General features: G+C 66.1%; 13 protein-coding genes. 5 read left to right on the top strand and 8 right to left on the bottom strand.

What is annotated here, in order from left to right:
- The 3 genes from G3N64_RS29370 to G3N64_RS29360 form a co-directional block, all read left to right on the top strand.
- On the top strand, nucleotides 1-388 hold a 388-nt coding region (locus tag G3N64_RS29370), incomplete at its 5' end, for an HTH domain-containing protein (RefSeq protein WP_205787193.1).
- A gap of 31 nt (nucleotides 389-419) precedes the next feature.
- The gene (locus tag G3N64_RS29365; RefSeq protein ID WP_205787191.1) at nucleotides 420-1,100 is read left to right on the top strand and encodes a glutamine cyclotransferase; all 681 of its coding nucleotides are present in this window, start codon (nucleotides 420-422) and stop codon (nucleotides 1,098-1,100) included.
- Nucleotides 1,101-1,236: 136 nt separating this feature from the next.
- A complete protein-coding gene (locus tag G3N64_RS29360) occupies nucleotides 1,237-2,220 on the top strand; it encodes a DMT family transporter (RefSeq protein ID WP_205787189.1) in 984 nt (327 codons plus the stop codon).
- A 54-nt stretch (nucleotides 2,221-2,274) separates the two neighbouring features.
- On the opposite strand, the gene G3N64_RS29355 is transcribed toward G3N64_RS29360, so the two are convergent.
- Nucleotides 2,275-2,598: an RnfH family protein gene (locus G3N64_RS29355; RefSeq protein WP_039342764.1), complete on the bottom strand. Its 324-nt coding sequence runs from the start codon at nucleotides 2,596-2,598 to the stop codon at nucleotides 2,275-2,277.
- 4 nt (nucleotides 2,599-2,602) lie between these two features.
- On the bottom strand, nucleotides 2,603-3,040 hold the full coding sequence (locus G3N64_RS29350; protein ID WP_205787188.1) for a type II toxin-antitoxin system RatA family toxin: 438 nt from the start codon (nucleotides 3,038-3,040) through the stop codon (nucleotides 2,603-2,605).
- Between the two features lie 98 nt (nucleotides 3,041-3,138).
- On the opposite strand from G3N64_RS29350, the gene smpB reads away from it, so the two are divergent.
- Complete coding sequence (gene smpB, locus G3N64_RS29345; RefSeq protein ID WP_006478511.1) at nucleotides 3,139-3,585, top strand: SsrA-binding protein SmpB; 447 nt, start codon at nucleotides 3,139-3,141, stop codon at nucleotides 3,583-3,585.
- 250 nt (nucleotides 3,586-3,835) lie between these two features.
- Here the strand turns inward: smpB and G3N64_RS29340 are convergent, their stop codons facing one another.
- From G3N64_RS29340 to ppsA, 3 genes are all read right to left on the bottom strand, one after another.
- A complete protein-coding gene (locus G3N64_RS29340) occupies nucleotides 3,836-4,771 on the bottom strand; it encodes an SPFH domain-containing protein (RefSeq protein WP_205787187.1) in 936 nt (311 codons plus the stop codon).
- A 33-nt stretch (nucleotides 4,772-4,804) separates the two neighbouring features.
- Nucleotides 4,805-5,239: an NfeD family protein gene (locus tag G3N64_RS29335; protein WP_205787186.1), complete on the bottom strand. Its 435-nt coding sequence runs from the start codon at nucleotides 5,237-5,239 to the stop codon at nucleotides 4,805-4,807.
- 332 nt (nucleotides 5,240-5,571) lie between these two features.
- A complete protein-coding gene (gene ppsA / locus G3N64_RS29330; protein WP_205787185.1) occupies nucleotides 5,572-7,971 on the bottom strand; it encodes a phosphoenolpyruvate synthase in 2,400 nt (799 codons plus the stop codon).
- 376 nt (nucleotides 7,972-8,347) lie between these two features.
- Between ppsA and G3N64_RS29325 the strand changes: the two genes are divergently transcribed.
- A complete protein-coding gene (locus tag G3N64_RS29325; protein WP_031399356.1) occupies nucleotides 8,348-9,163 on the top strand; it encodes a pyruvate, water dikinase regulatory protein in 816 nt (271 codons plus the stop codon).
- A 108-nt stretch (nucleotides 9,164-9,271) separates the two neighbouring features.
- Here G3N64_RS29325 and G3N64_RS29320 read toward each other — a convergent pair whose 3' ends face one another.
- The 3 genes from G3N64_RS29320 to lpxB form a co-directional block, all read right to left on the bottom strand.
- Complete coding sequence (locus G3N64_RS29320) at nucleotides 9,272-10,054, bottom strand: RNA methyltransferase (RefSeq protein ID WP_205787184.1); 783 nt, start codon at nucleotides 10,052-10,054, stop codon at nucleotides 9,272-9,274.
- A 185-nt stretch (nucleotides 10,055-10,239) separates the two neighbouring features.
- Entirely contained in the window at nucleotides 10,240-10,893 is a 654-nt protein-coding gene (gene rnhB / locus G3N64_RS29315; protein ID WP_205787183.1) for a ribonuclease HII, read from the bottom strand.
- On the bottom strand, nucleotides 10,890-12,059 hold the full coding sequence (gene lpxB, locus G3N64_RS29310) for a lipid-A-disaccharide synthase (RefSeq protein ID WP_205787182.1): 1,170 nt from the start codon (nucleotides 12,057-12,059) through the stop codon (nucleotides 10,890-10,892). The genes rnhB and lpxB overlap by 4 nt, the downstream gene beginning before the upstream one ends.

The following is a 12,059-nucleotide window of genomic DNA, read 5'->3' as shown; positions in this document are numbered from 1 at the left end:
CGCGGACGAATCGCATCGCGCGCGCCTGCGCGTCGAGATCGGCCGGCTGCGCGCGGTGCTGCGGCCGCTCGCGAACGTCATCGCCACGCCGCGCGGCTTTGCGCTCGAACCGCTCGGCATACGCGAGACCGTCGTCCTGGCGCGCCCGGTCGACGATCGCCACGCGGCCGTGCTCGCGCTCCTCGCCGATGGCGAAGCGTGGTCGAGTTCCGCGCTGGCGCTGGCTCTCGGCGCGAGCCAGCGCACCGTGCAGCGCGCGCTCGACGCGCTCGCCGAAGCTGGCAAGGTCCAGGCGCTCGGCCGCGGCCGCGCGCGCCGCTGGATGACGCCGCCGCTGCCCGGTTTCGCGACGACCTTGTTACTCCCTGCCCCGCTGCCGGGCGATTAGGATGGCTTCACCGAACGACGAGATGACGAACATGAAACGCTCCAGTGCAGACATCCTTCGCGAATACGGCCCGTTTCCGGGCGTCGACGGCGTACACGGCGTCACGTTCGACGGGCAGTACGTGTGGTACGCGTCCGGCGACAAGCTGAATGCGCTCGATCCGGAGCGCGGCACGACCGTCCGCTCGATCGACGTCGCCGCGCATGCGGGCACGGCGTTCGACGGCCGCCACCTGTACCAGATCGTCGAGGACCGCATCGAGAAGATCGATCCCGAATCGGGCCGCGTGCTCGCGACGATCCCCGCCCCCGGCGGTGGCGGTGACTCGGGGCTTGCGTGGGCCGAGGGCACGCTGTGGGTCGGCCAGTACCGCGAACGCAAGATTCATCAGGTGGATCCGCAATCGGGCGCCGTGCTGCGCACGATCGAATCGAACCGCTTCGTCACCGGCGTAACGTGGGTCGACGGCGAGCTGTGGCACGGCACCTGGGAAGCCGACCAGTCCGACCTGCGGCACATCGATCCGTACACGGGCCAGGTGCTCGAGCAGATCGACATGCCGGCCGGCGTCGGCGTATCGGGGCTCGAATCCGACGGCCACGACCGCTTCTATTGCGGCGGCGGCAACAGCGGCAAGCTGCGCACCGTGCGTCGGCCCGCGCGGGCGCCGAGCCACCGCGCGGGGGCAACGCCCGATCCGGCTGACGAATGATGCGCCGCCTCCTGCATTCGGCGCAGGGCGCGGCACATCAAGGCCCCGCCCTGCGCCGAGTGCAGGAATGAACAAGACGACGCCGCGACCGCGTCGCTAAGATGCGCGCTCGTCAGTCATGTGTTCGGAGCGGTCGATGCGGCGCGGTGTGGTCTATGGTGTGCTGGCAGGTGCCCTGTGGGGCATGGTGTTTCTCGTTCCACGGCTGCTGACCGACTTCTCGCCGCTGCTGCTGAGCGCCGGCCGCTACGCGATGTACGGCCTCGTATCGCTCGCGGCCGCGCTGCCGGCCGCACGCTCGCTGCTCGCGCGGCTGACCCGCGAGGATCTCGCCGCGCTGGTCAGGCTCGCCGTCATCGGCAACGTCGCGTACTACATGCTGCTGTCCGGCGCCGTGCACCTGATCGGCATCGCGCCCAGTTCGCTGATCGTCGGCGTGCTGCCCGTCACCGTCACGCTTGCGGGCCTCGGCGACCACGGCGCCGTACCGCTGCGGCGGCTCGCCGTCCCGCTCGCGCTGGTGATCGCGGGCATCGTGTGCATCAACGTCGACCTGTTCACGTCCGAGGCCGCGCATGCGACGACGCTCGGCCAGAAGCTCGCGGGCATCGCCTGCGCGGCGGGCGCGCTCGCGAGCTGGACCTGGTATGCGGTCGCGAACGCACGCTACCTGCAGTGCCATCATCATTTCGGCGGCAACGAGTGGTCGGTACTGTGGGGTGTCGTGACGGGCCTGATCGGCGCACTTTGCTGGATCGCGATCCTCGCGCTGCCGGCCGGCACGGTGCAGGCAGCCGTCCCGGCGTCGCGCTGGCAGCTGTTCTGGCTGCTGAACCTCGTGCTCGCGATCGGCGCGTCGTGGCTCGGCAACGGGCTGTGGAATGCCGCGTCGAAGCGGCTGCCGCTCACGCTGTCGGGCCAGCTGATCGTGTTCGAGACCGTGTTCGCGATGCTTTACGCGTTCGTGTACGACCGGCGCATGCCGCATGCGCTCGAGATCGCCGCGCTGGTGCTGCTGCTCGCGGGCGTCTACGGATCGGTGCGGCAGCACGGCAACACGCCTGCCGGCGGCGCCCCATCGGGAAGCGCACCGGCAAACGCGAACGCCGCGGCCCACTGAGCGCCGCGGCGTTTGATCAGACGAATCGTGGCAGAAGTTGCGGATCGGACCGCGTCAGCGCGCGTCCTTGTGCATCCACTTGCGGCCCTCGATGGAGCCGTCGCGGCGCGACTTGTCGACGCGCCGCTGGCGCGCGAGCTTCGGATCGACGATCAACGGACGGTAGATCTCGACGCGGTCGTGATCGGCGAGCGGCGCATCGAGCGGCGCAAGCTTGCCGTACACGCCCGTCTTCGCGTTCGCGAGATCGATTTCCGGGTGCAGCGCGAGCACGCCGCTCGCGTCGATCGCCGAACGAACGGTCGCCCCTTCGGGCAGCGACAGCGGAATCAGCGTCTGGCGGTCCGGCAGCGCGTAGCAGACTTCGATCGACAGCATCGCGTCACCCCTTCCCGTAGCGCTGGTCGGCGCGCTTCACGAACGAATCGACGAACGTGTTCGCGATATGGCTGAACACGGGCCCGATGATCTTCTCGAGCAGGATGCTCGAAAACTCGTAGTGCAGCGCGAATTCGATCTTGCACGCATCGGCACGCAGTGCCGTGAAGCGCCACGCGCCCGTGAACTTCTTGAACGGGCCGTCCGTGAACTCCATGTCGATCCGCGCCGGGCGCTGCTGCGTATTGCGCGTCGCGAAATGCTGCTTGATGCCCTTGAAGTTGATGTCGATGCGCGCTTCCATCCCGCTCTCGTCTTGACGGCGAACTTCGACGCCGCCGCACCAGGGCAGGAAATTGGGGTAATCGGCCACGTCGGTGACGAGGTCGAACATCTGTTCCGCCGAATGACGGATCAATACGGTTTTCTGGACATCTGCCATAAATCGCGCGGCATCGCTTAAGGTGAGAACGCAAGCCGGGCGATTCCCGCCCCGCTTTGCTAAAATCGTGATTTTAAACGAGTTGGCCCGATCCTTTCATGAGCATCATCGACAACAGGAAAGCGCACTTCGATTATCACATCGAGGAACGCTACGAGGCGGGGCTCGTGCTCGAGGGCTGGGAAGTCAAGGCGCTGCGCGCCGGGCGCGGCCAGATCAAGGAAGGCTACGTCGTGGTGAAGAACGCCGAGATCTTCCTGATCGGCACCCATATCAGCCCGCTGCCCGAAGCCTCGACGCACATCAAGCCCGACCCGGTTCGCACGCGCAAGCTGCTGCTGCACCGCGAGGAAATCAAGAAACTGATCGGCAAGGTCGAACAGCGCGGCTACACGCTCGTGCCGCTGAACTTCCACTACAAGGGCGGCCGCGTGAAGTGCGACATCGCGCTCGCGAAGGGCAAGAAGCTGCACGACAAGCGCGAAACCGAGAAGAAGCGCGACTGGGAACGCGAAAAGGCACGCATCATGCGCGCCGGCACCTGACCCGCACGACGCGCTTCGCAAACGACACGGCCCGCTCGAAGCGGGCCGTGTTGCGTTGGGCCAGGTGAATCGCGGATGCCGGCCGCCCGGCGGCGGCCGAGGCGGCACTCGGCACGCCACACCGCCCGTTTCGACTGAAGAAAGGCACCGGCGACGGCGCCGCACGAGCGTCATCCGCGCCCCGGCTACGCGACGATTCGCCGCACGCCGATCGCACGCGGCGGCCGCCTGCGCACCGTGTACGCCCGACTCAGGCCTTCCCGCCCGAAGCCGCCCCCGCGTTTTTGACGATCGTCAGCGCCGACGAGATCGCCGTACCGAGATCCGACAGGTTCGACGGCACGATCAGCGTGTTGCCCTGCTTCGCGAGATTCGCGAACGCGCCGACATACTGCTCGGCGACCTTCAGGTTCACCGCATCCATCCCGCCCTGCGACTGGATCGCGTTCGCGATCTTCTGGATCGCCTGCGCGTTCGCCTCGGCCACCGCCAGAATTGCAGCGGCCTCGCCCTGCGCCTGGTTGATCGCGGCCTGCCGCTCGCCCTCGGATTTCTGGATCGCCGCTTCGCGCGCACCCGACGCGAGGTTGATCTGCTCCTGCTTGCGGCCTTCGGATGCCGCGATCAGCGCGCGCTTTTCACGCTCCGCGGTAATCTGCGCCTGCATCGCGTGCAGGATCTCCTTCGGCGGCGTCAGGTCCTTGATCTCGTAGCGCAGGACCTTCACGCCCCAGTTCGCCGCCGCCTGATCGAGCGCCGACACGATATTGTGGTTGATGAAGTCGCGTTCCTCGAACGTCTTGTCGAGTTCGAGCTTGCCGACCACCGAGCGCAACGTCGTTTGCGCGAGCTGCGTGATCGCAAGCACGAAGTTGCTCGACCCGTATGACGCCTTCATCGGATCGGTCACCTGGAAATACAGCACGCCGTCGACCTGCAGCTGCGTGTTGTCGCGCGTGATACAGACCTGGCTCGGCACGTCGAGCGGGATTTCCTTCAGCACGTGCCGGTACGCGATGCGATCGACGAACGGCAGCACGATGTTCAGGCCGGGCGACAGCGTCGCGTGATAACGCCCGAAGCGCTCGAGCACCCACGCATGCTGCTGCGGCACGATCTTCACCGTCTTCGACACGATCACGATCGCGATGACGAGCAGGACCACCCAGATGATCAGCGAATCCATGAAGTATTCCCTCCTTGTTGTATCAGCGGACGATCAGCCCGCAGGTTTCGCCACGACCACGAGACAATTGCCGCGCACGGCACTCACCTGATACACGTGCGCATCGTCGCGCTCGCCGTTCGCGAGCTCGACGTCCCAGTCGGCGCCGCGATACAACACGCGCGCGCGGCCGTCACGCCACGCGTCGACCGTAACGGTCGCGCCGATATCGAGATTGACGTCGGGATTCGTCGACGTGTCGCGCTTCTGCTTGCGACCGAGCCCCGAACGCCGCAATGCGATCATCGCGACGATCGCAACCACGGCCGCCGCGCCGAACTGCACGTGCGGCGCGAAACCCGCCAGCTGCAGCAGCCCGCCCGCGAGAAAGCCGAGCGCGATCATCAGCAGGTAGAACGTGCCCGTCAGCAACTCGGCCACGACCAGCACGCCCACCGCGACCCACCAGAACAGATGCCCCGACATCATTGTGGTCTCCAGAAAAACGTCCCACGCTCACTTGCGTTGCATGGAACCAGAGTACGCCTTGGAGCGCGACTCGGGAGCAACATGCCCGCTGCCTCCGAGGAGGCGGTCGGCGCGCGTGGGGCGGCCCGGCGAGTACCGAGAGAAAACGGCCCCCACGCTCACTCTGTTCGCTGCCCCCCGAGGGGGCGGTCGATACTCTTGGGGCGGCCCGGCGAGTACCGACAAAAAAACACCCCGGTGTCTACCGGGGTGTTTATAGCATGAACCTTGCATTTTGCCTTCAACGAAAGCGCCGTGCCACCGCGCTTCCGCCGAAGATGCGTTACCGACCGTTACTTCCGGTTGGCGAGCGCCTGCCACGTCTCGATGATCGTGTCGGGGTTCAGCGAGATCGACACGATGCCTTCGTCCGTCAGCCATTGCGCGAAATCCGGGTGATCGGACGGGCCCTGGCCGCAGATGCCGACGTACTTGCCCATCTTGCGGCAGGTATCGATCGCGCGCTTCAACAGGAACTTGACGGCCGGATCGCGTTCGTCGAAGTCGACAGCCAGCAGTTCCATGCCCGAGTCGCGGTCGAGGCCGAGCGTGAGCTGCGTGAGGTCGTTCGAGCCGATCGAGAAACCGTCGAAGTGCACCAGGAACTCTTCGGCGAGGATCGCGTTGGTCGGGACTTCGCACATCATCACGAGACGCAGGCCGTTTTCGCCGCGCTTCAGGCCGAACTTCTCGAGCAGGCCGACGACGCGCTCCGCCTGCTTCACGGTACGCACGAACGGCACCATGATCTCGACGTTGGTCAGGCCCATCTCGTCGCGCACGCGCTTCAGTGCACGGCACTCCATCTCGAACGCCTGCGCGAAGTCTTCAGCGATGTAGCGCGACGCGCCGCGGAAACCCAGCATCGGGTTTTCCTCGTCCGGCTCGTAACGCGAACCGCCGATCAGCTTCTTGTACTCGTTCGACTTGAAGTCGGACAGACGCACGATCACGGGCTTCGGATAGAACGCCGCCGCGATCGTCGCGACACCTTCCGTCAGCTTGTCGACGTAGAACTGACGCGGCGATGCGTGACCGCGCGCGACGCTCTCGACGGCCTTCTTCAGGTCCTGGTCGATGTTCGGGTACTCGAGGATCGCCTTCGGGTGAACGCCGATGTTGTTGTTGATGATGAACTCGAGACGCGCGAGACCCACGCCGCCGTTCGGCAGTTGCGAGAAGTCGAACGCGAGCTGCGGGTTGCCGACGTTCATCATGATCTTGACCGGGATTTCCGGCAGTTCGCCGCGCTGCACTTCCGTGACTTCCGTCTCGAGCAGGCCGTCGTAGATCTTGCCTTCGTCGCCTTCCGCGCACGACACGGTAACGAGCGCGCCGTCCTTCAGGATGTCGGTTGCATCGCCGCAGCCGACGACTGCCGGCACGCCGAGCTCACGCGCGATGATCGCCGCGTGGCAGGTCCGGCCGCCACGGTTCGTGACGATCGCGGCTGCACGCTTCATCACCGGCTCCCAGTTCGGGTCGGTCATGTCGGCCACCAGCACGTCGCCCGGCTGCACGCGTTCCATTTCCGACGGATCCTGGATCACGCGCACGGGGCCCGCACCGATCTTCTGGCCGATCGCACGGCCCGTCGCGAGCACCTGCGACTGGCCCTTCAGCTTGAAGCGCTGCTCGGCCTTGCCGGTTGCCTGGCTCTTCACGGTTTCCGGGCGTGCCTGCAGGATGAAGATCTTGCCGTCGCGGCCGTCCTTGCCCCACTCGATGTCCATCGGACGCTGGTAGTGCTTCTCGATGATGACCGCGTACTTCGCCAGCTCGATCACGTCTTCGTCGGTGATCGAGTAGCGGTTGCGCTGCTCGTGCGGCACGTCGACCGTCTTCACGCGGCCCGGCTCGCCCGGCTGCGTGAATTCCATCTTGATCAGCTTCGAGCCGATCGAGCGGCGGATGATCGGGTACTTGTCCTGTGCGAGCGTCGTCTTGAACACATAGAACTCGTCCGGGTTCACGGCGCCCTGCACGACGGTTTCGCCCAGGCCGTAGCTCGACGTGATGAACACGGCGTCCTTGAAGCCCGATTCGGTGTCGATCGTGAACATCACGCCGGCGGCGCCGACGTCCGAGCGGACCATGCGCTGCACGCCGGCCGACAGCGCGACTTCCGCGTGCGTGAAGCCCTTGTGCACGCGGTACGAGATCGCGCGGTCGTTGTACAGCGACGCGAACACGTGCTTCATGCGGTCGAGCACGTCTTCGATGCCGACGACGTTCAGGTACGACTCCTGCTGGCCGGCGAACGATGCGTCGGGCAGGTCTTCCGCGGTAGCGGACGAGCGCACGGCGAACGACAGCTCGCCCGGCGAACCGTTCTTCAGGACCTCGAACTGCGCACGGATTTCCTGCTCGAGACGTGCCTGCATCGGCGCATCGACGATCCACTTGCGGATTTCGGCACCGGCTTCGGCGAGCGCCTTCACGTCGTCGATGTCGAGCGACTCGAGACGCTTGGCGATGCGGTCGGTAAGGTCGTTGTGCTTGAGGAAATCGCGGAACGCGAGCGCGGTCGTGGCGAAACCGGTGGGTACGCGAACGCCTGCTTCGGAAAGCTGGCTGATCATCTCGCCAAGCGACGCATTCTTGCCGCCGACGATTTCCACATCGGTCATCCGCAACTGCTCGAACGGAATTACATACGCCTGGTCCTTTGCGACGTTTGCTGCGTTAGTCATACAAGCCCCTAAGTGTGAAAAAAATGCTCGATTGCGCAAGTGGGCTTGGACGCGGGCGCTTGCAAAAAGGCGCGGCGCGTCTTGCGCAACCTGTTAGATAAGCACTCGCAGCGGCGGCAAATCTTCCGACCCGATTTGCAAAAATCCCGGCAGAAGGGCGATATTTTCAGACAAATCGCCGAACTTGCCGGGAATTTTGGAATCGAGCGGCAAAGCCTGGGGCGCCGTTCGCGCCCTGCCCCCGCAATTGCTTATCCAACAGGTTGCCGCTATTCTACCGTGCCGGCTGCCGGATGTGGCGCGACCTTGTCACTGCGTCTGGAGGCGAACCTCCAGCCGCCCGCGCAACCGCCCTTCACGTTCGACGCCCAGATTCATGCTGCCTACCGTATTCATCGTCTCCGACGGCACCGGGATCACTGCCGAAACCTTCGCGCACTCGATCCTCTCCCAGTTCGACCAGAAATTCCGTCTCGTGCGCGTGCCGTTCGTCGACTCGCTCGACAAGGCCTATGCGACCGTCGAGAAGATCAACGAGGCCGCCGTGCACGACGGCCGCCGCGCGATCGTGTTCACGACGCTCGTCGACAGCGAGTCGAACGACATCGTCAAGCGCTCGAACGCGCTCGTGCTCGACATGTTCCAGCGCTTCGTCGAACCGCTCGAGCAGGAGCTGGAGCTCAAGTCGAGCCACGCGATGGGCCGCGGCCACCAGAACGCCGACACCGAGGAATACAAGACCCGGATCGAGGCGATCAACTTCTCGCTCGCGCACGACGACGGCCAGTCGAACCGCAACCTGTCGGAAGCCGACGTGATCCTCGTCGGCGTGTCGCGCAGCGGCAAGACGCCGACGAGCCTGTATCTCGCGATGCAGTACGGCGTGAAGGCAGCAAACTATCCGCTGATTCCGGAAGATTTCGAGCGCGGCAAGCTGCCGTCGGCACTCGCCGCGCACCGCGAGAAGCTGTTCGGGCTGTCGATCGACCCGCAGCGCCTGTCGGAGATCCGCAACGAGCGCCGCCCGGGCAGCAAATATGCGGCGCCCGAGAATTGCCGCTACGAGATCAACGAGGCCGAAGCGATGATGCGCCGCGAGGGGATCAAGTGGCTGTCGTCGACGCACAAGTCGATCGAGGAAATCGCGACGACGATCCTGCAGGAAATCCGCCTCGACCGGCAGTCATACTGAGGCTTACTGAGGCTGATTGCTGGCGGCTGCCTGGCCGCCGCCGGAAAACAAAAAGGCCGCGTCGAACGCGGCCTTTTTTCGTGGTGCGGAGAACGCACGAGCGTGGCATCACGCACGCCGCTGCTGACGCACCTGCTCGAACAGGCAGACCGCAGCCGCGGCCGCAACGTTCAGCGACTCCATCCCGCCCGGTTGCGGGATCGTCACGCGATGCGTGGCCACCTCGCGCCAGTACGAGGACACGCCCGCGCCCTCGTTGCCGAACACCCACGCCACGGGGCCCGACAGGTCGCAGTCGAAGATCGCCTGTGCGCCGTGCGAGTCGGTCAGCGCGACCGGTACGTCGAGGCGTTCGGCGAGTGCACCGGCGTCGACGTCCTCGTGGATCGACAGCAGGAAATGCGCACCCATGCCCGAGCGCAGCACCTTCGACGACCACGCGTATGCGGTACCCGGCGCGCAGAACACGTGGCGCACGCCTGCGGCCGCCGCGCTACGCAGGATCGAGCCGACGTTCCCGGCGTCCTGCACGCCGTCGAGCACGACCGACGTATGCGTCACGCGCGCCGGCAGCGGTTGCGCGGGCCGGTCGACGAGCAACAGGAAGCCGACGCCGTTGACGACGTTCGACAACTGCCCGAACAGCGCGTCGGGCAGCGTGACGATCCGCTGCGCATCGATGCGTGCGACGATCGCCTGCGCCTCGGCGTGGCCGAGCGCGCCTTCGGTCGCCACGCATAGCTCGGGCGTCGCACCCGTATCGAGGTACGCGCTCGCGAGATGGAATCCTTCGAGCAGCGCCTGGCCGCTGCGGCGCTGGTGCGGCGTCGAACCCGCGAGCGCCTTCAGGCGTTTGTACAGCGGGTTGTCGCGGGAAGTAATGCTTTTCATCAGAGGGCCTGTTCCCGCTAATTACGGGCTTGCGAACGCACCTTGCCGGTCGCAGTGCAAGGTGCAAGGAGCACCGTTTGGCCGTGCCAAACAAGCGACGCGCGACGCCGCAATGCGGCCGGCAAGGTGCGTTCCCGAAATTAAAGAAAATCGTGCTTGGGGCTGGCCGCCAGAAGGGCCCGTTATTAGCGGGAACAGGCCCTCAGGTCAAAGGCGGCGCGAACCGGTGCGAACGAGCGCCGATGCGCTTCGCACGGGCCGTGCTCGCGCAGTGCGGCAAGGTGTTTCGCGGTACCGTAGCCCGCATGCACGTTGAAGCCGTACACCGGGAAGCGTTCGTGCAGGTCGACGAGCATGCGATCGCGCGTAACCTTCGCGAGGATCGACGCGGCCGAGATGCTCGGCACGAGCGCGTCGCCGCTGACGATCGCCTCGGCGCGCACCGTCAGTGTCGGGCAGCGATTGCCGTCGATCTGCGCGAGCGTCGGCAGGACCGACAGGCCCTCGACGGCCCGCTTCATCGCGAGCATCGTCGCGTGCAGGATGTTCAGCGTGTCGATCTCGTCGACGCTCGCCGATGCGACGCAATACGACAGCGAGCGCGCAACGATCAGCTCGTACAGCGCGTCGCGCTTCTTCGCGGACAGCGCCTTCGAATCGTCGAGCCCGTCGATCGGCTGCGCCGGATCAAGGATCACCGCGGCGGCCACCACCGGCCCCGCGAGCGGGCCGCGGCCCGCTTCGTCGACGCCGCAGACGATCTCGTCGGGCCGGCTGAAATCGAAACCGCCCTGCACGTCGCTCGACGTGCGGCGGCGTGATGCACGTATTGCGGTCATGCACGCCCCTTGCGTTGTTCGAGCACGCGCACCACCGCTTCGGCCGCCTTCGCGGCCGTGTTCTGCCGCAGCGAAAGATGCATTTCGGTAAATACTTCGGTCAGCGTGCGGCGGTTTGCGTCGTCGCGCAGCTGCGTGAGCGTCGCATCGGCGAGCGCCTCGGGCGTCGCGAAATGCTGCAGCAGCTCGGGCACGACGAAACGCCCCGCCAGGATGTTCGGCAAGCCGACGTACGGCAGGTAGCCCTGCCGGCGCATGATCTGCCCGGTCAGCCAGGGCACCTTGTACGAGATCACCATCGGCTTCTTCAGCAGCGCGGCTTCCAGCGTGACCGTGCCGCTCTTCACGAGGATCGCGTCGGCGGCCGTCATCGCGACCTGCGAGCGGCCGTCGGTGATCGTCAGCGCAAGCTGCGGATGCGCATCGACGAGCGGCTGCAGCAGCGCGCGCAGCGCGGGCGTCGCCGCCGGCATTACGAACCGCACGCCGGGCTCGCGCTGCTGCATCAGCGCCATCGCCGCAAAGAACGTCGGGCCGATCAGCGCGATTTCCGAGCGCCGGCTGCCCGGCAGTACCGCGATCACCGGGCCGTCGGCCGGCAATCCGAGCGCGATGCGCGCGCCGTGCGTGTCGGGTTCGAGCGGAATCTCGTCGGCCAGCGGATGGCCGACGTAGGTCGACGCGACGCCTGCCTTGTCGAGAATCGCCGGTTCGAACGGGAACAGGCACAGCATGTGATCGACGGACTTCGCGATCTTCTTGATCCGGCCGCCGCGCCATGCCCAGATCGACGGGCACACGAAATGGATCGACGGGATGCCCGCGTCGCGCGCGGCCTGTTCGACGTTGAAGTTGAAGTCGGGTGCGTCGACGCCGATGAACGCGTCCGGCCGCTCGGCGAGCAACTGGCGCTTCAGCTCGCCGCGAATTCGCAGGATCTCGGGAATCTGGCCCAGCGCCTCGACATAGCCGCGCACGGTCAGCTTGTCCATCTGCCAGTGCGAGTCGAAGCCCTGCGCGATCATCCGCTGCCCGCCGATCCCGTAGTACTGGGCCGATTCGGGCAGCCGCTCGCGCAGCCCGCCGAGCAGCGACGCACCGAGCAGGTCGCCCGACGGTTCGCCGGCCACCATCGCGAGCCGGAGCTGAGAGGTCGGAAGCGGCAT

It is taken from the genome of Burkholderia sp. Ac-20344, assembly GCF_017104975.1.
Lineage (GTDB): Bacteria > Pseudomonadota > Gammaproteobacteria > Burkholderiales > Burkholderiaceae > Burkholderia.
The sequence above is the reverse complement of the archived record's forward strand: the minus strand, read 5'-3'. Positions and strand labels throughout refer to the sequence as shown.

What these genes read in the sequence shown, in the direction of transcription:
- G3N64_RS29365 (WP_205787191.1), top strand. Translation starts at nt 420, where the DNA reads ATGAAACGCTCCAGTGCAGACATCCTTCGCGAATACGGCCCGTTTCCG.
- G3N64_RS29360 (WP_205787189.1), top strand. Translation starts at nt 1,237, where the DNA reads ATGCGGCGCGGTGTGGTCTATGGTGTGCTGGCAGGTGCCCTGTGGGGC.
- G3N64_RS29355 (WP_039342764.1), bottom strand. Translation starts at nt 2,598, where the DNA reads ATGCTGTCGATCGAAGTCTGCTACGCGCTGCCGGACCGCCAGACGCTG.
- G3N64_RS29350 (WP_205787188.1), bottom strand. Translation starts at nt 3,040, where the DNA reads ATGGCAGATGTCCAGAAAACCGTATTGATCCGTCATTCGGCGGAACAG.
- smpB (WP_006478511.1), top strand. Translation starts at nt 3,139, where the DNA reads ATGAGCATCATCGACAACAGGAAAGCGCACTTCGATTATCACATCGAG.
- G3N64_RS29340 (WP_205787187.1), bottom strand. Translation starts at nt 4,771, where the DNA reads ATGGATTCGCTGATCATCTGGGTGGTCCTGCTCGTCATCGCGATCGTG.
- G3N64_RS29335 (WP_205787186.1), bottom strand. Translation starts at nt 5,239, where the DNA reads ATGATGTCGGGGCATCTGTTCTGGTGGGTCGCGGTGGGCGTGCTGGTC.
- ppsA (WP_205787185.1), bottom strand. Translation starts at nt 7,971, where the DNA reads ATGACTAACGCAGCAAACGTCGCAAAGGACCAGGCGTATGTAATTCCG.
- G3N64_RS29325 (WP_031399356.1), top strand. Translation starts at nt 8,348, where the DNA reads ATGCTGCCTACCGTATTCATCGTCTCCGACGGCACCGGGATCACTGCC.
- G3N64_RS29320 (WP_205787184.1), bottom strand. Translation starts at nt 10,054, where the DNA reads ATGAAAAGCATTACTTCCCGCGACAACCCGCTGTACAAACGCCTGAAG.
- rnhB (WP_205787183.1), bottom strand. Translation starts at nt 10,893, where the DNA reads ATGACCGCAATACGTGCATCACGCCGCCGCACGTCGAGCGACGTGCAG.
- lpxB (WP_205787182.1), bottom strand. Translation starts at nt 12,059, where the DNA reads ATGCCGCTTCCGACCTCTCAGCTCCGGCTCGCGATGGTGGCCGGCGAA.